This window comes from Halogeometricum borinquense DSM 11551 (genome assembly GCF_000172995.2).
GTDB classification, from domain to species: domain Archaea; phylum Halobacteriota; class Halobacteria; order Halobacteriales; family Haloferacaceae; genus Halogeometricum; species Halogeometricum borinquense.
Genome location: NC_014729.1, coordinates 1653587 through 1673676, shown reverse-complemented (window position 1 = coordinate 1673676; position 20090 = coordinate 1653587). Strand labels below are relative to the sequence as shown.

Genomic DNA, 20090 nt, shown 5'->3' with positions numbered 1-20090 from the left:
TGTGACCTGACCACGGTCCGCAGCGATTCGCGGGTGTGCGGCGCACTCGCTGCGGAATATTCGCTGAACGCGCCGCCTGTTCGCAAAAATCGGAAATTCGCGGACGTGACTTGGACTTACGCTTCGTCAAACAACGTCTCGCCTTCGACCATGTGCGCTTCGACGGCGTCCATGTCGAGCGTCAGGCCGAGACCCGGCTTCTCGGGAATCTCGATGTATCCGTCCTCGATGACCGTCTCTTCGACGAGGTCCTCCCACCAGCCGAGTTCGTACGAGTGGTATTCGACGGCCAACGAGTTCGGGATCGCCGTCCCGACGTGTGCAGAGGCCATCGTCGCAACGGGCGAGGAGACGTTGTGCATCGCCACGGGGATGTAGTACTGGTTCGCTACATCCGCGATCTTTCGCGTCTCGCGCATGCCGCCGACCTTCGGCAGGTCGGGTGCGATAATGTCTACGGCCTGATTCTCGATCAGCCGACGCTCTTCGGTGACGCGGTAGCGGTTCTCGCCGACGGTGATGGGCGTCACGGTGGACTTCGTGACCTCCTCTTGGACGGCGAGGTTCTCCGGCGGCACCGGATCTTCGAGCCACCACACGTCGTAGTCTTCGATGGCGGCCGCGAGGCGCTTTGCGGAGCCACCCGAGAACGTCCAGTGGCAATCGAACGCCACGTCGGCGCGGTCTTTCACGCGCTCTGTCACCGCCTCGACAATCTCGGCCTTGTGGCGAATCTCGCCCGGTCGGAGATGTCGGTTCGCGCGGTCCTTCTCGAAGCCCGAAGGGACGTCGAGGTCGAACTTCAGTGCGTCGTAGCCGAGTTCTTCGACGACGCGTTCGGCCTCGTCAGCACAGGCTTCGGGGTCGGCCTCCTCTTCGGTGTGGCAATCACAGTAGACGCGAACTTCGTCGCGGTACTTGCCGCCGAGCAGTTGGTAGGCCGGAATCTCTAGAATCTTCCCTGCGAGGTCGTGCAGTGCGATTTCGATGCCGGAGATGGCGGTGACGGTGACGCCCTCGACGGATCCTTCGCCGGACATCTTCTGGACGAGATGTTCGAACAGGCGGTCGATGTCGAGTGGGTTCTCGCCGACGACGAACGGTTTCATCCGCTCGATGAGTTCCGGAACGCCCGCACCCCAGTAAGCCTCACCGGTCCCGACGATGCCCGCATCGGTGTAGATTCGGACGAGCGTCCACGGGAAGTTACCGTCAACCATCGTCGTCTGTACGTCGGTAATCTCCACGTCGCGGCCGCCGCCGCGCTTCGCCGTCGCACCCATCGTCTCAGCTGAGAGTTCACGCATCGTGTACTCAGCGTTCGGGTCGTGCAAGTCTGCGTAGTCTTTGCTCATAGTTTGGCGTTTACTCGATAAGTTGTAAACCTTTGCACTCCGGCGTATACGCCGCCGAAGCCAGTAACTCGGTGATTCGTCGCGTCAGAGCAAAAGTGATTCGTGCATGCGAGTCATGGACACAGGTCACGAATCCCGCGGACGTACCTTAGCGTTCGTCCAGCAGATTAAGGACGTAGACAGTACGGAGCATCGACGCTGCGTCGCCTCGGTCGTACACCAACTCATCCGTCTCTAAAACGTGCGTCAGCACGTCTTGGGAGGCGTGTTTCGGGGCAGCAGCGATCCCGGCGTCTGCCTCCGCAGCCCACTCCATGACGCGCAGGTCGGACTTACTGTCGCCCATGACGAGAACGAACGGGTCATCGACACCCAACACGTCGAGGGCGGCTTGGACGCCGTTCGGTTTGTTCAGTTCCAACGAGCCGATTTCGGCGGCGTCGGCGTGGTAATACGCCACGTCGATGCGGTCGAACAGGTCGATTATCGGGTCGGGAACGTCATCAACCTCGCACTCGGGTGCGGCGTCTTCGGCGGCGAGTACGTCTGCAACTTCGGGGTCGGCGTCCGCGTAGTAGGCACGTGACCAGTGTTCGGCGCTCTCGACCCCGAAGTCGCCGTCCACAGCGGCCGCAACCGCTCGACCGAGGAGATCCACGAGGTAGACCAGTCCCTCGTCGATGACTGCTTCGGCGGGGTCGCTTCCGATGTCGAAGTTCGGCTTGAGCGTGATGTTGAACTCGTTGCCCTGCAGGTGGACGGACTCACGCAGGTCGTCGGGTGCCTGCGGAAGCACGCGAGAGCGAACCTCGGAGAACACTTCGCGGACGGTCGGGTCGAGGTCTTCGTACAGCAGTTGCTTGGTGGTCGAGCCGTGCCCCGGCGTGAACACGCCGGTTCCCGCCTCGTAGACGATGCTCACGTCGCCGGAGTGGACGAGTTCGTTACCGAGTCCTTGGATGGTGAACCCCTTCACGTTCTCCAGCGTCTGTCCCGTACAGATGACGATTGGAACGCCCGCCTCGTGGAACTCCGTCAGAAGGTGGAGCGTATCGCGCGGAATCTCGTTGTCCGTCCGTCCCGCCGAGCGAAGTGTTTCGTCCACGTCGAGAACGAGCGCGTTCACCGCGCGCCCGTATTTCGAGTGTAAGTCGAGCGCGGTGAACGTCTGGTCGCGGGTCGAGCGGGCCGCTATCTCGGCGAATGCGTCACCCGCCGCGAACGACGAGCGAATCGCGTCTTTTCTGCTCTCCAGTTCGTCGCTTGCGTCCTGCCAGTAGTCGAGGGCGATACGCGAATCGACTGGGGGAAACAGATCAACGAAGTCCTGTAACTCCCGAAGCGTGTCCGCCTCGAATTCCTCGTAGAGTCGGTAGAGGAGGTCGTACCGTTCCATACGTCTATCGAGTACTGTAAGCGGAAAAAGTGTGCCCGTACGGCGATTCCTGCGGGGAAACGCTGAAACACCTCGTACACTAACTCCGACACATGGCTAATTGGACAGATAGTATCGTCGGCGACCGGATGACGGTTGACCGCGAATTCAACGATCGAATCGCCGCATCGGAGTTTACCAGCCAAGAGTGGGGCCTCATCATGACGGCGACGGAGTTCGAGATAGAACACGCGGGAGATCCCGATCAGGCGCGTATCGTCGCCGACACGGAGAAACTGCCGCAGATTATGCCCGAACTGGAGAACGTCCGTTCGCAGATGGCGCAGATGGGCGGCGCACCGTCGGAGTCGAAGTCGTCCAGTGGAGGCGGTCTAGTCGATTCAATCAAGGGCGCACTCGGACTCGGTGGTGGCGGTGGCGGTGCCGACGCCGAACAGTTGGCCGAGGCCGAAAAACTCGTTCAGGAGTACGCAGACGAGTTACAGCGTCACTTAGAGTCAAAAGGGAAATGGGAGCAAGTTAGAATCGCGTATCAGGAGTGAACAGTTCGAAGCGGGGGGCGACGGAGCGTCAGATTTCGTCGCCCGAGTGAAACAGCGTGAGTTCTTCGGCTTCGTAGATGTTGATGAGTTCCGTGACAATCTCATCGTAGTCTTCGTCTTCCTGTCGAAGCGAGTCGAGTCGCGCCACCGTCTCCTCGTCGAGATGTATCTGAGGCATACGCTATGTAAGGGTATCTGTAGACTTAAACGCGGGGGGCAGTGGGGCAAAGGACGGGCCAGAAGCCCTCACCGAGCCGACTCAAACGTGCTGACTGGCGGCGTTAGACGTACCGACTCTGGTTCGCACTGCCGGAGACATGCGTCAGGTCGGCGTGAACGTCGGCGATGCGCTCGCGTATCTTCCGTCCGACGACGCGGGGGTCGAACACGTCCTTGTTCGGGGACCACTCGGTCTCGTTGAAGAAGGTGTCGCGGGCGTCCTCGACGCCTTCCGGCGGGACGATGGCTTCGGGATCCTCGCGGTAGTGGTCGAACGCAGTTCGAGTGTATTCGTACTGGTAGCGGGTGTCCTTGTTCACCTTACAGATGCCGTGCTGGAGCATCTCCTGCAGTTGGTCGGGTTGGACGCCCGAGGATCCGTGGAGGACGAGCGGCGTATCGAGGCCGTGGTCGCGGAGCGCCACGCGGATGTCGCGTGCGAGGTCAGGGCGGAGTTCGAGGTCTTTGCCCTTTGCGACGCCGTGTTGGGTGCCGACCGAGATGGCGAGCAGGTCACAGCCAGTTCGGTCCACGAATTCGACGGCCTGTTCGGGATCAGTGTAGAACGCCTCTTCGGCCTCGATCTCGTCTTCGACGCCTTTGATCTGCCCGAGTTCAGCCTCGATCAGTACGTCTGCACCTTTGTCTTCCTTCATCTGGACGACCTCACGGCTTCGTTCGACGTTCTCCTCGAACGGTTCGTGCGAGGCGTCGATCATGATCGAGGAGGGAATCCCGAGGTCCATCTGTGCCTCGATGAAGTCCATGTCGGTCTGGTGGTCCATGTTGAGGAAGACGCCGATGTCGTACTGCTCGGCGATGGATTCGATGTACGTTCCCATCGCCTTCAGTCCGGAGACGGGGTCCTCGTTACCCGCGAAGGTCGCGGCACCGCCGGACAGTTGCAGGAGGAGATCGGAGTTCTCGCGCGCTGCGCCCTCCATCAACCCCATCATTACGTTCGGTTCGGCGATGTTCGAGGCGATGAGACCGAATCCCTCGTCGAGCGCGTCGTCATACACCTTGGCGAGTTCATTCCCGCGGTAGAACGGCACTGTGAGTCACCTATTCCGGCGTTCACGTGCCGGGATTATAACGTATACGGAGGGCTTTCGTTCGTGTTCGGTTTTCGCAGTCAGTGCCAAAATCAGGGAACGCAAAAGATAGCTACTCGAATCCGGATAAATCTACATTCGTACTCCAACACGTCTCGGAGTTCTTTTTATTTATTTCTGAATGGTATGATATGGTTTATATTCGCTTCTGACTGTTTATGAATGTAAACGGTCGAATAGAGCGGCAGAGGATAGATACGAGAGGACGGGTTCAGCAGATGAACGAACACTCCGACTGCGCCCAGTTTCGGGGTGTTCTCGATACAGTCGAGACAGCGTCGCTTATTCCGGCGGAGCCGCCACGACAGAGACACCCTCGTTCTCGAACGCTTGCCGCTCTCTCTGCGGTAATTCCGCGTCGGTGACAAACACATCTACGTCGCCGAGGTCCGCGAACTTGACGAACGATCGTTTGCCGACTTTGGTCGCGTCAGCGACGAGGACAACTCGCGCCGCCTTCTCTGTCATCAGTTCCTTCATCCGTGCTTCGTCCTCGTTCGGCGTCGTCAGACCACCGTCAGCGTCGATAGCGTTCGTTCCGAGAAAGAGGAGATCGAAGTTCGTCCGCTCCATGAACGATTCTGCAGTCGGCCCGACGAGTGCGCGTGTCCGACTGCGAAGGGTGCCGCCGGTGAGTTTCACGTCGTTTTCCTCCTTCCCGAGTTCTACGGCGAGGCGCGGAGAGTTCGTCACCGAAAGAACCGATCCGTCTGTCGGTGCCTGCTTTGCAACTTCCATAGTCGTCGTTCCGGCATCGAAGAAGACGACCTGCCCGGGGGTTATCTCCTCGACAGCACGCTCGGCTATCGACCGCTTGCCGTCGATATTTTGTACCTCCTTTTGCCCGTACGTCTGCTCTTTGCCGACCGTCGTAACCGGAACTGCACCGCCGTGTGATCGTTCGATGAGACCGCGGTCCTCCAGTTCTCGGAGGTCACGTCGGATGGTCGCTTTCGAGTACCCGAGTTCATCGGCGAGTCCCTCGACGGACCGCCCGTCGTCTGCGGAGACGAGTTCCACGATCCGTCGTTTGCGTTCTGCGGGTAACATGTGTCAGTCGTGTTCCGCAGTAGCCACCTTCCGCTGTTAATTGTTTGCGTTCGATAATCGTTCAATCATGCATAGTTCATGCAGAAATAACTCGCTTGCATACAGCTGGGAGATGAGAGTAGCCACTGTACAACTGCAAATCCCAAAGAAAACGCCAAAACTGAGTTGCAGTCAGTCGAGTTTGTTGATGATTGCTTTCGTCACGTCCTCGGTGGCGGCGTCGCCACCCAAATCAGGGGTACACGGCCCCTCAGCGAGCGTGGATTCGACCGCCTCGCGGACGGCCGCGCCCTCGTCGTCGTAGCCGAGGTGTTCTAAGAGCATCGCCGCGGAGAGAATCGTCGCCGACGGGTTGGCGATACCCTCGCCAGCGATATCCGGTGCGGTGCCGTGAACCGGTTCGAAGAGAGCGTTGTCGGGGCCGATATTAGCCGAAGGGAGCAGACCGAGACCGCCGACGAGTCCGGCCGCGAGGTCCGAAAGCACGTCACCCGCGAGATTCGGACAGACGATAGTGTCGAACTGCGTCGGATCCAGACAGACGCGCGTGGCGAAGGCGTCCATCAGCACTTCTTCGACTTCGACGCCACGTTTGTCGGCGACAGAGACGATGGTATCGCGGAATCGACCGTCGGTTTCGCGCATCACGTTCGCTTTGTGGGCGATCTGGAAACTGCCGCCCTCGCCGCCGACGAAGTCGCAGGCGTACTCGGCGAGTTGTTCTGACGCCGAGGTGGTGACGACGCGCGTGAGCGTGGAGAGATCATCCGACAGACGGTCCTCGTGACCCGAATAGACGCCCTCGGTGTTCTCTCGAAGGAAGACGAGGTCCGTCTCCGGTCGGAGTGCGTCAACGCCGGGGTAGGCCTTCGCCGGACGGACGTTGACGAACGAGTCTACCGCTTCGCGGAGCGGGAGAATCACGTCGGCAGCCGTCTCGCCCGCTGCGCCGAACAGCGTCGCGTCAGCGTCGGCGACGGCGTCGTACGTCTCCTGCGGCAGTGCCTCACCTGTTTCGGCCTTCACAGCGTCGCCGGCGTCGGCTTCGACGAACTCGAAGTCGCCGACCGCTTTCAGTACGTCCACAGCGGCCGGGACGACCTCCGCCCCGATGCCATCACCTTCGACGACAACGATTTGCTCAGTCATCGCTCTCCACGTAAGGCAACGAGTCCATCGTATCGCGGACCGCTTTCTCGTTCGACTTCATCAGCGCTGTCGTATCCCAGACGCCGTCCACGAGCGCCTTTCGCTGGGCGTCGTCAACGGTCACATCGATGGTCTTCCCGCCGTAGGTGACCGTCTCGGCCTCCACGTCAACCTCGATGTCGCTGTCTGGGTTCTCGTCAACCCACGACTGCAGTTCCGCGATGGTCTCGTGGTCGGCGGTGACGGTCGGGATGCCGAGAGCGAGACAGTTACCCGCGAAGATTTCCGCGAACGATTCGCCGATGATGGCGTCGATACCCCAGCGCATCAGCGCTTGCGGGGCGTGTTCGCGCGAGGACCCACAGCCGAAGTTAGCGTTGACCACCATCACCGAGGAGTCCTTGAAGCGATCCTCGTTCATCGGGTGGTCTTTCGGTTCGTCGTCGTCATCAAATCGCAGGTCGAAGAACGCGAACTGCCCCAGTCCGTCGAACGTGACGACTTTCATGAACCGCGCCGGGATGATCTGGTCGGTGTCGATGTCGTTCCCGCGAATCGGGATACCCGTCCCCGAAACGTAATCGACCTCCGGGATCGTTTCCGTCATGCCAGATTCACCTCCTTCATCTCGCGCACGTCACTCACTGCCCCGTTAATAGCCGCGGCGGCGACCATGCGCGGGTTCATCAGGACGGTACGCCCGTCTTTCGATCCCTGCCGGCCGACGAAGTTACGGTTCGAGGAGGACGCACACGCCTCGTCGCCCTCCAGTTGGTCTTCGTTCATGCCGAGGCACATCGAACACCCAGCGTTACGCCACTCGAAGCCGGCTTCCTCGAAGATGTCTTTCAGTCCTTCCTCTTCGGCCGCCGTCTGGACGCGCTGACTGCCGGGGACGACCATCGCGCGCACGTCCTCGTGGACCTGTCGCCCCTTGACGAGGCGGGCGGCACGGCGCAAGTCCGCGAGGCGAGCGTTCGTACAGGATCCGAGGAACGCCACGTCGATTGGGTAGCCTTCCATTGTCTCGCCGGGCGTCACGCGCATGTGCTCTTGGGCACGGCGCGCGGTGTCCTGTTTGTCCTCCGGCAACTCTTCGGGTGCCGGGATGGGTTCGGTGATACCGACGCCCTGTCCGGGCGTCGTCCCCCACGTGACGACCGGTTCGAGTTCGTCGCCGTCGATAGTGACCACGTCGTCGTACTCGGCGTCTTCGTCGGACTGGACGGACTCCCAGTAGGGTTTCAGCCGTTCGAACTTCTCGGGGTCGTCCGCGAACTCGTCGGTCTCTTCTAACCACTCGAACGTCGTCTCGTCGGGGTTGACGTAGCCCGCGCGAGCGCCGCCCTCGATAGACATGTTGCAGATCGACATCCGCCCTTCCATGCCGAGGTTTTCGATAGCCTCCCCGGCGTACTCGTAGACGTAGCCGACGCCGCCGTCGGTTCCGAGACGACGAATGATTTCGAGGATGACGTCCTTCGCCTCGACACCCTCGCCGAGTTCGCCGGTGACCTCGATTTTCCGGACCTTCTGTTTTTCCATGGCGATACATCCCGTCGCCAGCACGTCACGGATCTGTGAGGTGCCGATACCGAACGCCAGCGCGCCGAACGCGCCGTGCGTCGAGGTGTGGCTGTCGCCGCAGACGATGGTCGTTCCGGGCTGGGTGATTCCCTGCTCCGGTCCGATGACGTGGACGATACCCTGATCGCCCGTCGTCGGATCCGAAAAGTCGATACCCGCATCGCGGACGTTCTCCTCTAACTCCGACATCATCTCTTCGGCGGCGTCGTCGGTGTACGGGCGCGACTGGTCCGACGTCGGGACGATGTGGTCTACCGTCGCATGCGTCCGGTCGGGGAACGCCACATCCATGCCGCGTTCGCGCAGCATCCCGAACGCCTGCGGACTCGTCACCTCGTGGATGAGGTGCAGGCCGACGAACAGTTGCGTCTGCCCGGTCGGCAGTTGCGTGACGGTGTGGTTATCCCAGACCTTGTCGTACAGCGTTCCCTTACTCATCTACGTCACCCGCAACCGACCGATTACGGCCGGTGATTGCTGTCCGCCCGCGATTCCAAACGCGGTTCGTTTCGTCACCGTGTGGGGGCGTGTGGTCAACGTTTTTCATCGCCTCCAAACCGCCCGTCGTCGCAGGCTTGGAGCCGGACTGTCCGCCGTCGGTGACGGCCGGGCCGCGTTCGTAGACTGTCGTGAACGTCTCTCCCGTGTAGGGATTTGTATGGCTAACATTTCGCATGCGATTCGATGCGTCGTCTCGTGTCTCATCTCGCGTCATTGGTACGATATGTGGGGGAAGGTGGTTAGTCGTCTGCCGGTGCTTCTGCTTTCTCCGCGTCGCCCTCGTCGGCCCACGCGAACAGGTCACGCAGGGGTTCGCCCACCTGTTCGATATGGTGGTTCTCCTCTCGGTCTTTCAGTTGCGTGTAGGAGGGCCGTCCAGCCTGATTCTCCGCGATCCACTCGCGGGCGAACGTCCCGTTTTGGACCTCTTCGAGAATCTCCTCCATGTTCTCGCGGGCGTGTTCGTCAACGACGCGGTCACCGCGCGTGAGACCGCCGTACTCGGCGGTATCGGATACGGAGTGCCACATCTCGCCGAGTCCGCCCTCGTACATCAGGTCCACGATGAGTTTCAGTTCGTTCAGACACTCGAAGTAGGCCATCTCGGGAGAGTAGCCCGCGTCAACGAGCGTCTCGTAACCCTGTTTCACGAGAGAGGTGACGCCGCCGCAGAGGACGGCCTGTTCGCCGAACAGGTCCGTCTCCGTCTCCTCTTGGAACGAGGTCTGGATGACGCCCGCGCGGGTACAGCCGATAGCGTGTGCGTACGCGAGTGCTTCGTCTCTGGCGTCGCCCGTCTCGTCCTGATAGACGGCGATGAGACCCGGCGTCCCCTCGTCGCTCTGGTAGTTGCGTCGGACGAGATGGCCCGGCGACTTCGGGGCGACCATCGTCACGTCCACGTCTTCCGGCGGACGGATCTGGTTGTAGTGGATGTTGAAGCCGTGCGCGAACTGGAGGGTGTCGCCAGCGTCGAGTTCGTCTCGAATCTCCTCGAACACCGCCGGTTGGACCGTGTCGGGGACGAGGACCGAAACGATGTCCGCTTCGGCGGCGGCCTCGACGGGCGTCGCCACGCGGAGACCGTCATCTTTCGCGGCGGCACGGGAGGAAGAACTCTCGCGGAGGCCGACAACCACATCAACCCCGCTGTCTGCGAGGTTCTGTGCGTGGGCGTGACCCTGACTGCCGTAGCCGAGAACGGCGACGGTCTTGTCGTCGATATGCGTTCGGTCTGCGTCTTCGTCGTAGTATACAGTCGTCGTGAGTTCGTCGTCAGTCATCGTAGTTTGTTGGAGTCGTCGGTTCGCCGGAGGTTGCTGGTTTCTCTCCGGGGACTGTGGCTTGGTCACCGCGCGCCAGTGCGGTCTGTCCGGTCCGGGCGATCTCGATGATGCCGAACTGGCGGAAGGCGTCGATGGCGTCGTCTATCTTCTGTTCGTTGCCGGTGAGTTGCACCGTGATGGTCCGCGGGCCGGCGTCGAGCGTCTTCCCCTCGTACATCTCGGTGATGGCGTGAACTTTGTCCGGTTCGTCGCCGCGCACCTTTAAGAGCACTAACTCCGCGCGCACGGCGTCGTCGTCCAGTTCGCCGACCGAGATGACGGGCTTCAGCTTCGACAGTTGCTTTTCGATCTGGTCGATGCCGGGAGCCGGCTCCTCGACGACCATCGTAATTCGAGAGTGTCCGTCCACGGTGGTCGGACCGACGGTCAGACTCTCGATGTTGAACTGCCGTCGAGAGACGAGTCCCGACACGCGCGAGAGCACGCCGGGGTCGTTCTCGACCAGCGCGGAGATGACGGCGCGTTGCGTGTCGGGTTCCGCCTCGACTTCAGGATCGATGCGGATGCCCTGCGAGTTGCGTCGTCCCTCCGGATGTGGTCGTTCGTTGGGTTCCGGTCCCTTCAGACCGTGTTTGGGCAGTTCCCCGTTCGCGTCGTTTGCGTCCGTCATAATTGGTCCTCCGTCAGCGCGAACTTCCCGTTCGCACCGCCCGAGGGGACCATCGGGTAGACGTTCTCCGCCGGATCGATGTGGAAGTCGATGACCGAGGGCCCGTCGTACTCGATAGCCTCCTCGATGGCATCTGCGACTTCGTCGTAGTCGTCCACGCGCCAACCGCGCGCGCCGAACGCCTCTGCGAGTTTGTCGAACTCGGGACACCAGTTGTACTGTGCGGCCATGCGACGACCCTCGAAGAAGGCGTCCTGCCATTGCCGCACCATGCCGATGTACTCGTTGTTGAGGACGGCGACGGTGATGTCTAACTCCTCGCGGACGGCCACGGACAGTTCCTGAATCGTCATCAGGAACGACCCGTCACCGTCGATGCAGACGACCTCTTGGTCGTCTTCGGCGGCGAGTCGTGCACCGATGGCCGCCGGCAGGCCGTAGCCCATCGTTCCGAGTCCGTGCGAGGACACCCACGTCTGCGGTTCGGTGAACGTCCAGTACTGTGCGGCCCACATCTGGTGTTGGCCGACGCCGGAAGTGACGATGGTGCGGTCGGAAGTGGCCTCGTCCAGACACTCGACGACGAACTGCGGTTTCAGCGGTTCGTCCTCGGGCGTCGCGTAGTCCATCGGGTATTCGGACTTCCACGTCCGGCACTGCTCGCGCCACTCGCGGGCGTCCGGCTTCTGTGCCACCTCGTCGGACAGTTGCCGCAACGCCGTCGCGGCGTCACCGACCACCGGATAGTCCGCGTGGATGTTCTTCGAGATCTCCGCGGGGTCGATGTCGATGTGGATGACTTCGGCTTCGGGGGCGAACGTGTCGATACCGCCGGTCAGGCGGTCGTCGAAGCGCGTTCCGACGGCGATCAGCAGATCCGTGTGGGTGATCGCCATGTTGGCGTAGCCGGTACCGTGCATACCCGCCCACGAGAGACACAGGTCGTCGTCCTCGGGGAACGAGCCAATTCCCGGCATCGTCGTCACCACTGGGATTCCGTACTCGTGGGCGAACGCGCGAGCTTCCTCGGTGGCGTCGGCCTTGATGACGCCGCCGCCCAAGAGGAGCAGCGGTCGCTCCGCCATCTCGATAGCGCGAGCGGCGTTTGCGACGGCTGCCTCGTCCGGTTCCGTCTGCGGCGTGGTCGTCTTCGGCGTCTCCGCCGGACCCGGTTCGCGGTCCGTCTCACCGAGGGTAACGTCCTTCGGCAGGTCCACGAGCGTCGGTCCCGGTCGCCCTTCATCGGCGAGAGCGAGCGCTTCGCCCACCGTATCGCCAACCGAGTCAGAGTCGGCGGCGAAGTAGTTGTGCTTCGTGATAGGCGTCGTGACGCCGATGGTGTCGGTTTCCTGAAACGCGTCGGAGCCGACCATGTTCGATGGCACCTGCCCGGTGAGGGCGAGGATGCCGTCCGAATCCATGTTAGCGTCCGCAATTCCGGTGACGAGGTTCGTCGCGCCCGGGCCGGAAGTAGCGAGGCAAACGCCCGGTTCGTTCCGGACGACGCCGAACGCGTCGGCGGCGTGTGCCGCGCCCTGCTCGTGCGCCATCGTAATGTGCCGGATGTCGGAGTCGTAGAGCGCGTCGTAGACGGGCATGATTGCCCCGCCCTGCACGCCGAAAGCGGCTTCGACGCCAGCGTTCTCCAACGCGCGGACGACGGCCGACGCGCCCGTGGTCACGGGCGTCTGTCCGGTCGGCCCGTCTTCGTCCGTGTCGGGTTTCGGGGGCGCGGGTTCGCTCATCGTTCACCTCCGGGAGGTGTCTTCTGTTTGTGATACGGTCGTTGGTCGCGTGTACGGTCTGCGTGGTCCATCGTCTGGTGAATCTGGGAATCTCTCTGCGGCTGTGTGCCGTGCGAAACGTCGAAAATCGAGAGTGAGGGGATGGAAGGGGCTAGGCGGCCCCTACAATAATGAGCGACCGGACAGCGACCGTACCGTCGGTACCGAGTCCCGTCTGTACGGGACCGGCGGCCGACTGTTCGAGGGTCTGCTGTCGCATCGTATTCGGTCGATTTTCCTGCAAGGTTATCAACGTTTCGTGCCGCGCAAGCGTTGCTGACTCGCGGGCGGTGAGTGCGCACCCGTGGCTCATCGTCGTGAGCGAACGGGGCGCGGGGCATCAGGCTCGAACCTCCTCGTGCTCCGTCTCGTCTTCGTGACCGACACCGACATCCTCTGCGATGCGCGTCAACACTGCCGTCGTCACGCGCTCTTTCTCCGCGCCGGTATCTTTCACCCGGCGGGTGACCGCACGAACCTCGCTGTCGTCCGGTCGGAACCCGGCGTCCTCCAGTCGCTTGCGGACGGAGTGTGAGCCGGTGTGTTTGCCGAGGACGAACTCGCGTTGTGCGCCGACCATCTCGGGAGTCATCACACCCGGCTCGAACGTGTCCGAGTTCTCGATGACGCCCGCGGCGTGGATACCGCTCTCGTGGCTGAAGGCGTTGCGTCCGACAACCGGCTTGTTCGCCGGCACCGGGATGTCGCTTGCTTCCTCCACGATGCGGGAGAGTTCGGTGATTCGTTCGGTGTCGATTCCCGTGTCTACGTCGTACAGTGACTTTGCCGACATGACGACCTCCTCGTAGGCGGCGTTGCCCGCGCGTTCACCGATGCCGTTGACCGACACCTGTGCCTGCGCGGCACCAGCCTCGAAGCCCGCCATGGCGTTCGCAGTGGCCAGTCCGAAGTCGTCGTGCGCGTGGACGTCGATGTGCGCGTCGGTGTGCTGACGCACTTCGCGGATCAGATTAGCAAAGCGCGTCGGCGTGGCGACGCCACACGTGTCCGGAATATTCACCCAATCGACGCCAGCGTCGTCCACCGCGGACAGAATCTCCGCGAGGAACGTCATGTCGGTTCGCGTCGCATCCATCGGCGAGAACATGACCTCGACACCGGCGTCTTTGACTCGTTCGACACTCTCGACTGCGCGTTCGACCGCTTCCTCCTTCGAGGCGTGCATGGAGTCGGCCAGTTGCACGTCGCTGGTGCTGACGAAGACGTGAACCATCTCCACCCCCGCGTCGAGGGCGGCCTCCACGTCTGTATCGACGACGCGAGCCAGCCCACAAACGGTCGTGTCCGTGGCGGCGGCGATGTCGCTGACGGCCTCGAACTCGGCGTCCGAATTAACCGGGAAGCCCGCCTCGATGACGTGCGTTCCCATCTCGTCTAGCGTCGCCGCGATGTCGCGCTTTTCCTCGTAACTGAACGAGGTGCGTGGCGACTGCTCGCCATCGCGCAGCGTCGTGTCGAAAATCCGTACACCGTCAATCTCCGATTCAGTAATGTGAGCTAACGTGCCCTGGAAGAACTCGACCCGCCGGGGAATCCGACGAAGTGTCCTCCGTGTGTCGTTGAGACATCGTACCACGACCCAGACCCGCATTCATATAAAAAGATTTCCCTGAGACAGTATCACGAACGTTATACGGTATCTCATGGCGGCTAACTGATTCGGCAAAATCGCACGACGTAAACGGCTTCAATAGGATAGAAAGAGTGCATATGACCTTATATTCCTCTATCGCATGGAATCAGTAGTTGAACTACACAAACGAATATTCCACCCCAGAATTTGTGAATTAATTTTCCTTGCGGCTCGCGCGCGTCGCCGACTGGACGAACGTTAACCGGAGTGCGCGCCGAGCGTCGCACCGAATCCTTTTCGTCCCCCTCTGCATGGGACCGGGTATGAGCGATTTCAACCTCGACCTCTCTTCAGCCGAGGAGCATCTCGACGAGGAGGAACTGGCCGGAAACGTGGTTCTCGGCGTCCTCAACGGCGAAACCGATCCGCAAACGTGGATCGAGACAATCGAGAACGGCAACGTCCTGTTTCTCGCTGTCGAGGGCGACCTGAACGAACTCGCTACCGGATTCGCCCGCGAGATAAAAGACATGGGCGGGCAACTGATGCACTTCCGGAAGTTCCTCGTTGTAACGCCTCCCGGTGTCGATATCGACACCGACCGACTCTGAGAACCGACCGCAACCAACTCGACCGGGTTCTTCTCGACGCTATCCAGCAATCAGTGCCCACAGTCATCAGCAGTCGGTAACAAACTCGATGACGTGCCCGTCTGCATCCCGAACCCGCAAGCCGTTCTCGATCTCCTCCGGTCCGACTGCCCATGGTCCGCCAGCCTCGACTGCCGCGTGCGGGTCATCCGTCCGGAACGCCAACTCGACGTGCAGTCCGCCTCGCGCGTCAGCGATTCCTAACTGCGGTTCCCACAGTTCGAGGTCCACCGGACCCGACAGACGGACGCGCGGCCGTTCGTCACCCCGATCTACTACCTCGAAGCCGAGGGCACGAAACTGCGCTTCGGCGCGTTCGAGGTCGGTGACTTCGAGAACGACCTCGAAGATACCCGTCAACGGGAGGTTCGCGGGCGTCTGTTCACCGTCCCCCGAGACACCCTCTCTGTCATCTTCCGACTTCCCGCCTGCTTCGTCGATGCCGCCGATTTCGACGCAGTTGCCGTCGGCGTCGTAAACGTACAACGAGTGGGAGGACCCGAACGTGAACTCCGCGGGGTCGAGATCAGAGAGTTCGGTCATCCAGTCATCGTACGCCTCGCGCGTCGTTGAGAAAGCGTAATGTGTGTGAACGCCGCCGCGAGGGACTGAAACGGGCCGCCGGAGGACAACCGTTGTTTGGCCCACGTCGTAGGCAACAGTGGTGTCGGACTCGTTGGTAGGAACGAGGCCGAGGCGTGTCTCGTAGAACTCCCGGGCCGCTTCGAGATACTTGACCTCTAAGCCGAGACGACAAAAGCGGGTGAGCATAGCGCCTCTACGTGACGAGGGGTGAAATATCGTCGCGTCGTTTCGCGTCGTTGATGCTTACACGCATGACAGAATGCGGAAGATATCACCGTATCCAACCAATGCGGCAGAGATTGCTGTAAACTCCGAAAATGAGACAATCTGTTTCTGTCGCCCGGGTTTATGCCGCTGCCGTCCCTTGATTCGTCCATGCCAATGAAGGGGAGCGGGACGGCCGAGTATCGAACGATTGATCGGTGGGACGGCGGCGTCGGATGGCTTGCGTATCCCGACGAGGAGATGCAGCGCGCCAGTCACGCTCTTGTCGGCGACGACGGCGGCGTCTGGCTGTTCGATCCCGTGGACGCACCAAATCTCGACGAGTTGCTCGCGGAGTACGGCGACGTGTCGGGCATCGTCGTCGGGCTCGACCGACACAAACGCGACGCGGCCAAACTGGCGACGCGGCACGACGTTCCGGTGTACGTTGCCGACTGGATGACCGGCGTCGCAGACGAGTTAGACGCCCCCGTCGAGCGATTTAGCCGTCGTCTCGCAGACTCCGGGTTCGAGGCGTTCACGATCCTCGACAGTTCGATTCCGCCGTGGCAGGAAGTCGGGTTCTATCACGAGTCGTCGGGGACGCTTCTCGTTCCAGAAACAGTCGGTACGGCGTCGTACTTCTGTGCGCCCGGTGAGCGCCTCGGCGTCCACCCGATGCTCCGACCGTTCCCGCCGCGCCGCGCCCTGAGACGGTTCGATCCGGACCGAGTTCTCGTCGGTCACGGGGCTGGCGTGATGGGCAACGCCGCGGGGGCGTTTCAGGATGCGCTGGACAATGCGCGAACGAACATCCCCGGAGCGTACCGCAAGGCGTTCCAGAAGATGCTATCGTAGCTGCTGAATATCATTTCATTCGAGAGCATCTATTCTAGTGTCACTTACGCGGTCACGCTTTTACAGGCGCACGCGCTACAACAGATGTGGTCTTCATCACTCGCGGCTTGCACGACGCGCTTCTCGACATGGCGTCGGACGCCGAACCAGAGCGAGTTACGGTCGTCCTCGCGGCAACGCCAGCCGAAGCGTTCGAAGACGACCTGGACGTAGACCCGGAGACACCGGTGTTGACCCACTTTTACCTCCCCGATGCCGGCAAGTCCGTCCGAGCAGTGTTCGGTGTTGACCTCGGAACACCCGCTGGACGCGGGCGCGCCCGCTTCGTTTCACATCCGCAGGGACCGGACGAACCGACGCGTGAGGACGACTTTGCGGCCGCTATCTTGGTTGCCGTCCCGCCGTGGGACGAGTCGTCAGTATCTGCATTCGACCGGTCCGGCAAGCAACTCTCGCTCGATGTGGTGGAGGCCGAACCGCCGACGGAGTCACTTGCTCGCGACTGATCCCCGTTCGCACATCCGACCGGTCTGTTTGTACCGACCGATCGGTCCGTTCGCACGTCCGATCAGCGGTCGAGGTAGCCGAGATCCGCAAGTTGCTCGGCGATATCTTCGAACTGCGCCTCCGTGAGTTTCCCCTCCCGTTGGTGTTGGATAACGATACTCCGGAGCAGGAAGCGAACGAGGTCCGACGTACTGGAAAAACTCGTCCCCTCGATGGTGGTTTCGACGCGCTCGGCGAGGTCCTTCGGGATCGACACGGTCGTATAGTCGGTCATTGGCGTCCTGCCGAAAGGGACTCCGTCGGGTTAACAGATGCGGACCGACGGAACTCGGTCGGGGGTTTTTCAACAGGCGGAGTCATAACGCTGGGGTGATGGCCGCACGACCACCACCGCAGGACGGGGACGAACCGGACACGCTCGAATTTGGTATCGCTGCACTCGCCAAGGAGTTGTCGGAGGCGGATATCACGTACCCAGTGACCGACGACGAACTCGTCCGCGCGCTCGACGACGTCGCCGTCCCCTACAACGCCGCCGGCGGGACCGTTCGTCTCAGCGAAGCGCTGGAATCAGTTCCGCAGTCTCAGTACACCAGCAAGGCGGAACTGCTCGACCATCTCCACCCAGTGTTCGAGGAGTACCGGCGCTCGGCGTCGAACAACATCCTCGGCCAACTTCGCGCGCTCCTTCCGTTCTAATCGTCCGGGTTCGACGCCGACCGGTCGGTCGTCTCGGCCTCGTCACCGCCATCCTGACGGACTCCGCGGGGGCGCGTCGAACCGCTGTTCGAGTTCGATCCGGAGTCCGGTGTCTGGTCTGCGTTCGTCCCGGTCTCCTCGTCGATCTTTCTGAGCGTGTCACGGTGTAACGAGAGGATGAGATCCGAAAGTACGCCAAACATCAGCAGTTGGACGCCGAAGAGGATGGCGGCCGCCGCGACGACCGCGAGAACCTCGTGGGAGGTGTTTACGGTTACCCACTCGATGGCGACGTAGAGGGCGATCCCGATCCCGATGGCCGTCGAGAGACCGCCCACGCTCCCGAAGTAAAACAGGGGATTGTTCGTCTTCGCCCGTCGGTACAGTTCCAAGAAGATGATCCCACCGTCGCGGATGGGACGCAGGTTCGTGTCCGATCCGGAGGGCCGCGGGCGATAGGTGATCGGAACCACCGTCGTCTCGATGTTGCGTTTCACGCACTCGACGGACATCTCCGTCTCGATGCCGAATCCGTCAGCCGTCAGCGTCATCCGTCCGAACGAATCGCGGGTGAACGCTCGGTAGCCCGAGAGAATATCCTCGAAGTCGTGGCCGTGGATGGTTGCGAACGCGCGATTGACGATGCGGTTTCCGAGTTGGTTGAACCGCGTCATCGCACCGTCGTGCATATCCGCGAATCGGTCGCCGATGACGTGTTCGTACCCCTCATCTAGTGGTTCGAGCATCGTGTCTGCGTCTTTCGCGCAGTACGTCGCGTCACCGTCGAGCATCAGAACGTACGGTGCCTCGATATGATATTCGACGGCCTCGCGGATCGCTTGGCCTTTCCCCGACCCGGATTGCATGACGACGCGCGCGCCGCGGTCTTCGGCGATGTCTACGGTTTCGTCATCGGACCCCCCATCGATGACGAGGATGTTCTCGAACCCCTCGCTGTGGTAGTCGCTGACGACGCCGCCGATAGTTTCGGCCTCGTTGTACGTCGGGATGAGAATACAGACGTCGTCGTAGTCCATTACGAGCAACTGCGACAGGGATTAGTAAAAGGGGTTCCGGAACGTTTCTCCGTTCTGCGGAATTGTCAGCGGTTTATCGTCTATTTGATGGATCGACCGCCGACCGCGGGGATTTTTGTGCTGCTCTGCAAAGCGCCGGTATGCGAACGTACGTCCGCCGATTTTTCGGCGCAATTTCGGGACTCGTTGCACTGACGGGACTCCCGTATCTGCTGTATCTCGCGCTGTACGCCGTCTGGAAGCCGGACGGATCGCCCGCGAACAAACAGCGAGCGGAACCGACTGTGAGTATCGTTCTCCCGACGTACAACGAAGAGCGTATCATCGAGAATAAACTCAGAGACATCGTCTCGCTCGATTATCCGATGGAGAAGGTCGAACTCGTCGTCGTGGATTCCTCGGACGACGAGACGAGAGAGATCATCCGGAACTTCTTCGCGGACCGAGAAGCCCCGACGCTGAATCTCATCGAAGAGGACGAGCGTCGCGGCCTGGCACCCGCACTCAACGACGCCTACGCGGCCGCCGAAAACGAGATGGTCGTCAAAACCGACTGCGACTCGAAAGTCGCCGCTGACGCCCTCCGTGAAGCCGCCGCGAACCTCGCCGACCCTGACGTTGGTGCGGTGACGGGTCGGAACGTGGACGTTCTCGGCGGGAGCGAAGTCGAGGAAGGCTACCGCGGCATCCAAGCGAAGATTCAGACGCTTGAGTCGCACCTCGATTCAACGCTTATCTTCCACGGCCCGTTCTCCGCGTTCGAAAACGACGACATCGTCTCTATCGATCCCGACTCCATCGCCGACGACACCGAACTTGCCCTCTTGATTCGACGGAACGGCAAGCGCGTCGTATTCGATCCCGACGTACGGTACAAAGAGGCGTCTCACTCCGAGTTCAGCAAGCGCCGGACGCAGAAGGACCGCCGCGCGATGGGACTGCTCAGACTCCTATTCCAACACCGCGACGCCCTCGGTCGCCACGGTCTGTACGGTGGCATCGTCCTCCCGTTCAACTGGTGGTTCATGGTCGTCTCCCCGTGGCTGTTGGCAGGGGCGGTGTCGCTGGCGACGCTGTTTGGCCTCCTCGTTGCCGGCCCGTTCGGCCTCGCGGTGCCCGCATCACTCGGTCTGTTTACCCTCCTCGGATCGCGTGACCTGTTGGGCCCGCTCCAACCGTTCTATGCAGTGTTCGACACGCAGGTGTCGCTGTTCTTTGCCGCCGTGAAACTGCTTCGCGGCGAGGGGTCGGCTATCTGGGAAGTCGATGAGGAACTGCGAGACGTGTACGAGTGAGTGACCG

At 61.5% G+C, this 20090-nt stretch carries 23 protein-coding genes; 6 read left to right on the top strand and 17 right to left on the bottom strand.

Going from position 1 to position 20090, the window contains the following annotated elements; genetic code table 11:
- Positions 1–116 precede the first annotated feature (116 nt).
- Positions 117–1355, bottom strand: a complete 1239-nt coding sequence (locus tag HBOR_RS08400; protein WP_006054853.1) for a mandelate racemase/muconate lactonizing enzyme family protein — start codon at positions 1353–1355, stop codon at positions 117–119.
- A 148-nt stretch (positions 1356–1503) separates the two neighbouring features.
- Positions 1504–2751 (bottom strand): HAD family hydrolase, encoded by a 1248-nt coding sequence (locus HBOR_RS08395; RefSeq protein WP_006054852.1) that lies wholly within the window; start codon positions 2749–2751, stop codon positions 1504–1506.
- Positions 2752–2843: 92 nt separating this feature from the next.
- Between HBOR_RS08395 and HBOR_RS08390 the strand changes: the two genes are divergently transcribed.
- A complete protein-coding gene (locus HBOR_RS08390) occupies positions 2844–3293 on the top strand; it encodes a DUF5799 family protein (RefSeq protein WP_006054851.1) in 450 nt (149 codons plus the stop codon).
- A 28-nt stretch (positions 3294–3321) separates the two neighbouring features.
- Here HBOR_RS08390 and HBOR_RS19980 read toward each other — a convergent pair whose 3' ends face one another.
- The 12 genes from HBOR_RS19980 to HBOR_RS08335 form a co-directional block, all read right to left on the bottom strand.
- On the bottom strand, positions 3322–3471 hold the full coding sequence (locus HBOR_RS19980; RefSeq protein ID WP_006054850.1) for a DUF7557 family protein: 150 nt from the start codon (positions 3469–3471) through the stop codon (positions 3322–3324).
- Between the two features lie 103 nt (positions 3472–3574).
- Complete coding sequence (fba, locus tag HBOR_RS08385; protein WP_006054849.1) at positions 3575–4567, bottom strand: class II fructose-bisphosphate aldolase; 993 nt, start codon at positions 4565–4567, stop codon at positions 3575–3577.
- Positions 4568–4909: 342 nt separating this feature from the next.
- Positions 4910–5677 (bottom strand): HTH-type transcriptional regulator GlpR, encoded by a 768-nt coding sequence (glpR, locus tag HBOR_RS08380; protein ID WP_006054848.1) that lies wholly within the window; start codon positions 5675–5677, stop codon positions 4910–4912.
- 171 nt (positions 5678–5848) lie between these two features.
- Positions 5849–6826 (bottom strand): 3-isopropylmalate dehydrogenase, encoded by a 978-nt coding sequence (leuB, locus tag HBOR_RS08375; RefSeq protein ID WP_006054847.1) that lies wholly within the window; start codon positions 6824–6826, stop codon positions 5849–5851.
- Positions 6819–7433, bottom strand: coding sequence for a 3-isopropylmalate dehydratase small subunit (gene leuD / locus HBOR_RS08370; protein ID WP_006054846.1), 615 nt, complete (start codon positions 7431–7433; stop codon positions 6819–6821). The genes leuB and leuD overlap by 8 nt, the downstream gene beginning before the upstream one ends.
- The gene (leuC, locus tag HBOR_RS08365) at positions 7430–8851 is read right to left on the bottom strand and encodes a 3-isopropylmalate dehydratase large subunit (protein ID WP_006054845.1); all 1422 of its coding nucleotides are present in this window, start codon (positions 8849–8851) and stop codon (positions 7430–7432) included. Before leuC ends, leuD begins: the two co-directional genes overlap by 4 nt.
- The gene (locus HBOR_RS08360) at positions 8844–9128 is read right to left on the bottom strand and encodes a hypothetical protein (protein WP_006054844.1); all 285 of its coding nucleotides are present in this window, start codon (positions 9126–9128) and stop codon (positions 8844–8846) included. The genes leuC and HBOR_RS08360 overlap by 8 nt, the downstream gene beginning before the upstream one ends.
- 25 nt (positions 9129–9153) lie before the next feature.
- Positions 9154–10197, bottom strand: a complete 1044-nt coding sequence (ilvC, locus tag HBOR_RS08355; protein WP_006054843.1) for a ketol-acid reductoisomerase — start codon at positions 10195–10197, stop codon at positions 9154–9156.
- Positions 10190–10870, bottom strand: coding sequence for an acetolactate synthase small subunit (gene ilvN, locus HBOR_RS08350; protein WP_006054842.1), 681 nt, complete (start codon positions 10868–10870; stop codon positions 10190–10192). The genes ilvC and ilvN overlap by 8 nt, the downstream gene beginning before the upstream one ends.
- Positions 10867–12615, bottom strand: coding sequence for a biosynthetic-type acetolactate synthase large subunit (ilvB, locus tag HBOR_RS08345; protein WP_006054841.1), 1749 nt, complete (start codon positions 12613–12615; stop codon positions 10867–10869). The genes ilvN and ilvB overlap by 4 nt, the downstream gene beginning before the upstream one ends.
- A 151-nt stretch (positions 12616–12766) precedes the next feature.
- Positions 12767–12967 (bottom strand): hypothetical protein, encoded by a 201-nt coding sequence (locus HBOR_RS08340; protein ID WP_049890459.1) that lies wholly within the window; start codon positions 12965–12967, stop codon positions 12767–12769.
- 27 nt (positions 12968–12994) lie between these two features.
- Positions 12995–14266, bottom strand: coding sequence for a LeuA family protein (locus HBOR_RS08335; RefSeq protein WP_006054839.1), 1272 nt, complete (start codon positions 14264–14266; stop codon positions 12995–12997).
- Positions 14267–14571: 305 nt separating this feature from the next.
- Between HBOR_RS08335 and HBOR_RS08330 the strand changes: the two genes are divergently transcribed.
- The gene (locus HBOR_RS08330; RefSeq protein WP_006054838.1) at positions 14572–14859 is read left to right on the top strand and encodes a DUF5779 family protein; all 288 of its coding nucleotides are present in this window, start codon (positions 14572–14574) and stop codon (positions 14857–14859) included.
- 66 nt (positions 14860–14925) lie between these two features.
- Here the strand turns inward: HBOR_RS08330 and HBOR_RS08325 are convergent, their stop codons facing one another.
- Entirely contained in the window at positions 14926–15669 is a 744-nt protein-coding gene (locus HBOR_RS08325) for a hypothetical protein (protein ID WP_006054837.1), read from the bottom strand.
- 189 nt (positions 15670–15858) lie between these two features.
- Here HBOR_RS08325 and HBOR_RS08320 point away from each other — a divergent pair, with 189 nt between their 5' ends.
- On the top strand, positions 15859–16545 hold the full coding sequence (locus HBOR_RS08320; RefSeq protein WP_049890458.1) for an MBL fold metallo-hydrolase: 687 nt from the start codon (positions 15859–15861) through the stop codon (positions 16543–16545).
- A gap of 86 nt (positions 16546–16631) precedes the next feature.
- Positions 16632–17051 carry a hypothetical protein gene (locus HBOR_RS08315; RefSeq protein WP_006054835.1) on the top strand — a complete coding sequence of 140 codons (420 nt, stop codon included), beginning with the start codon at positions 16632–16634 and terminating at the stop codon, positions 17049–17051.
- A 62-nt stretch (positions 17052–17113) separates the two neighbouring features.
- Here the strand turns inward: HBOR_RS08315 and HBOR_RS08310 are convergent, their stop codons facing one another.
- Positions 17114–17326, bottom strand: a complete 213-nt coding sequence (locus tag HBOR_RS08310) for a ribbon-helix-helix domain-containing protein (protein WP_006054834.1) — start codon at positions 17324–17326, stop codon at positions 17114–17116.
- A gap of 98 nt (positions 17327–17424) precedes the next feature.
- Here HBOR_RS08310 and HBOR_RS08305 point away from each other — a divergent pair, with 98 nt between their 5' ends.
- Positions 17425–17751: a DUF5789 family protein gene (locus HBOR_RS08305; RefSeq protein ID WP_006054833.1), complete on the top strand. Its 327-nt coding sequence runs from the start codon at positions 17425–17427 to the stop codon at positions 17749–17751.
- Here HBOR_RS08305 and aglJ read toward each other — a convergent pair.
- Complete coding sequence (aglJ, locus tag HBOR_RS08300; protein ID WP_006054832.1) at positions 17748–18788, bottom strand: S-layer glycoprotein N-glycosyltransferase AglJ; 1041 nt, start codon at positions 18786–18788, stop codon at positions 17748–17750. The genes HBOR_RS08305 and aglJ overlap by 4 nt on opposite strands.
- A gap of 140 nt (positions 18789–18928) precedes the next feature.
- On the opposite strand from aglJ, the gene HBOR_RS08295 reads away from it, so the two are divergent.
- Entirely contained in the window at positions 18929–20083 is a 1155-nt protein-coding gene (locus HBOR_RS08295; RefSeq protein ID WP_006054831.1) for a glycosyltransferase, read from the top strand.
- The last annotated feature ends 7 nt before the right edge of the window (positions 20084–20090 follow it).

What these genes read in the sequence shown, in the direction of transcription:
- HBOR_RS08305 (WP_006054833.1), top strand. Translation starts at nt 17,425, where the DNA reads ATGGCCGCACGACCACCACCGCAGGACGGGGACGAACCGGACACGCTC.
- leuB (WP_006054847.1), bottom strand. Translation starts at nt 6,826, where the DNA reads ATGACTGAGCAAATCGTTGTCGTCGAAGGTGATGGCATCGGGGCGGAG.
- leuD (WP_006054846.1), bottom strand. Translation starts at nt 7,433, where the DNA reads ATGACGGAAACGATCCCGGAGGTCGATTACGTTTCGGGGACGGGTATC.
- ilvB (WP_006054841.1), bottom strand. Translation starts at nt 12,615, where the DNA reads ATGAGCGAACCCGCGCCCCCGAAACCCGACACGGACGAAGACGGGCCG.
- HBOR_RS08390 (WP_006054851.1), top strand. Translation starts at nt 2,844, where the DNA reads ATGGCTAATTGGACAGATAGTATCGTCGGCGACCGGATGACGGTTGAC.
- HBOR_RS08330 (WP_006054838.1), top strand. Translation starts at nt 14,572, where the DNA reads ATGAGCGATTTCAACCTCGACCTCTCTTCAGCCGAGGAGCATCTCGAC.
- ilvN (WP_006054842.1), bottom strand. Translation starts at nt 10,870, where the DNA reads ATGACGGACGCAAACGACGCGAACGGGGAACTGCCCAAACACGGTCTG.
- HBOR_RS08400 (WP_006054853.1), bottom strand. Translation starts at nt 1,355, where the DNA reads ATGAGCAAAGACTACGCAGACTTGCACGACCCGAACGCTGAGTACACG.
- HBOR_RS08320 (WP_049890458.1), top strand. Translation starts at nt 15,859, where the DNA reads ATGCCAATGAAGGGGAGCGGGACGGCCGAGTATCGAACGATTGATCGG.
- HBOR_RS08335 (WP_006054839.1), bottom strand. Translation starts at nt 14,266, where the DNA reads ATGCGGGTCTGGGTCGTGGTACGATGTCTCAACGACACACGGAGGACA.
- HBOR_RS08295 (WP_006054831.1), top strand. Translation starts at nt 18,929, where the DNA reads ATGCGAACGTACGTCCGCCGATTTTTCGGCGCAATTTCGGGACTCGTT.
- glpR (WP_006054848.1), bottom strand. Translation starts at nt 5,677, where the DNA reads ATGTTACCCGCAGAACGCAAACGACGGATCGTGGAACTCGTCTCCGCA.
- HBOR_RS08395 (WP_006054852.1), bottom strand. Translation starts at nt 2,751, where the DNA reads ATGGAACGGTACGACCTCCTCTACCGACTCTACGAGGAATTCGAGGCG.
- aglJ (WP_006054832.1), bottom strand. Translation starts at nt 18,788, where the DNA reads ATGGACTACGACGACGTCTGTATTCTCATCCCGACGTACAACGAGGCC.
- leuC (WP_006054845.1), bottom strand. Translation starts at nt 8,851, where the DNA reads ATGAGTAAGGGAACGCTGTACGACAAGGTCTGGGATAACCACACCGTC.
- HBOR_RS19980 (WP_006054850.1), bottom strand. Translation starts at nt 3,471, where the DNA reads ATGCCTCAGATACATCTCGACGAGGAGACGGTGGCGCGACTCGACTCG.
- HBOR_RS08360 (WP_006054844.1), bottom strand. Translation starts at nt 9,128, where the DNA reads ATGACGCGAGATGAGACACGAGACGACGCATCGAATCGCATGCGAAAT.
- HBOR_RS08325 (WP_006054837.1), bottom strand. Translation starts at nt 15,669, where the DNA reads ATGCTCACCCGCTTTTGTCGTCTCGGCTTAGAGGTCAAGTATCTCGAA.
- ilvC (WP_006054843.1), bottom strand. Translation starts at nt 10,197, where the DNA reads ATGACTGACGACGAACTCACGACGACTGTATACTACGACGAAGACGCA.
- HBOR_RS08310 (WP_006054834.1), bottom strand. Translation starts at nt 17,326, where the DNA reads ATGACCGACTATACGACCGTGTCGATCCCGAAGGACCTCGCCGAGCGC.
- HBOR_RS08340 (WP_049890459.1), bottom strand. Translation starts at nt 12,967, where the DNA reads ATGAGCCACGGGTGCGCACTCACCGCCCGCGAGTCAGCAACGCTTGCG.